This window comes from Bacillus sp. VT 712, from assembly GCF_001614195.1.
Taxonomy (GTDB): Bacteria; Bacillota; Bacilli; order Bacillales; family Bacillaceae_H; genus Priestia; species Priestia flexa.
The window spans coordinates 1-666 of the sequence record NZ_LWBK01000114.1 but is presented as its reverse complement, the minus strand read 5'-3'; the positions used below and the strand labels follow the sequence as shown (position 1 = coordinate 666).

At 47.3% G+C, this 666-nt stretch carries 4 tRNA genes and 1 rRNA gene; all 5 read left to right on the top strand.

The annotated features are described in order from the left end of the window. The first annotated feature begins 130 nt into the window (after positions 1-130). The 5 genes from rrf (at position 131) to A2U94_RS20270 (ending at position 603) form a co-directional block, all read left to right on the top strand. Positions 131-246: ribosomal RNA gene (gene rrf / locus A2U94_RS20290) — 5S ribosomal RNA — on the top strand. Between the two features lie 12 nt (positions 247-258). Beyond that, a tRNA-Val gene (locus tag A2U94_RS20285) sits at positions 259-334 on the top strand. A gap of 10 nt (positions 335-344) precedes the next feature. Beyond that, positions 345-420, top strand: a tRNA-Thr gene (locus A2U94_RS20280). 5 nt (positions 421-425) lie between these two features. Next, positions 426-501: transfer RNA gene (locus A2U94_RS20275), tRNA-Lys, on the top strand. Between the two features lie 16 nt (positions 502-517). After that, positions 518-603 (top strand) — tRNA-Leu (locus A2U94_RS20270). The last annotated feature ends 63 nt before the right edge of the window (positions 604-666 follow it).

The following is a 666-nucleotide window of genomic DNA, read 5'->3' as shown; positions in this document are numbered from 1 at the left end:
ATACTAATCGATCGAGGACTTAACCAAAATGATAGTACATGAAGTACTCAGCGAAAAATGTTATCTAGTTTTGAGAGAACAAGATAAAAAAGTCTTGCTTTTTTTCAAAGAAGTTGTATAATATAATATGTCTGGTGGCGATAGCAGAGAGGTCACACCCGTTCCCATGCCGAACACGGAAGTTAAGTTCTCTAGCGCCGATGGTAGTTGGGACTTTGTCCCTGTGAGAGTAGGACGTTGCCAGGCTGTTATATCAATGGAGGATTAGCTCAGCTGGGAGAGCACCTGCCTTACAAGCAGGGGGTCGGCGGTTCGATCCCGTCATCCTCCACCATGAATATGTTGCCGGTGTAGCTCAACTGGTAGAGCAACTGACTTGTAATCAGTAGGTTGGGGGTTCAAGTCCTCTTGCCGGCACCATTTTCGAGCCATTAGCTCAGTTGGTAGAGCATCTGACTTTTAATCAGAGGGTCGAAGGTTCGAGTCCTTCATGGCTCACCATTTTAAATACACACATGCGGGTGTGGCGGAATTGGCAGACGCGCTAGACTTAGGATCTAGTGTCTTTACGACGTGGGGGTTCAAGTCCCTTCACCCGCACCATTTAATTTCATAATGCGCGGAAGTAGTTCAGTGGTAGAACACCACCTTGCCAAGGTGGGGGTC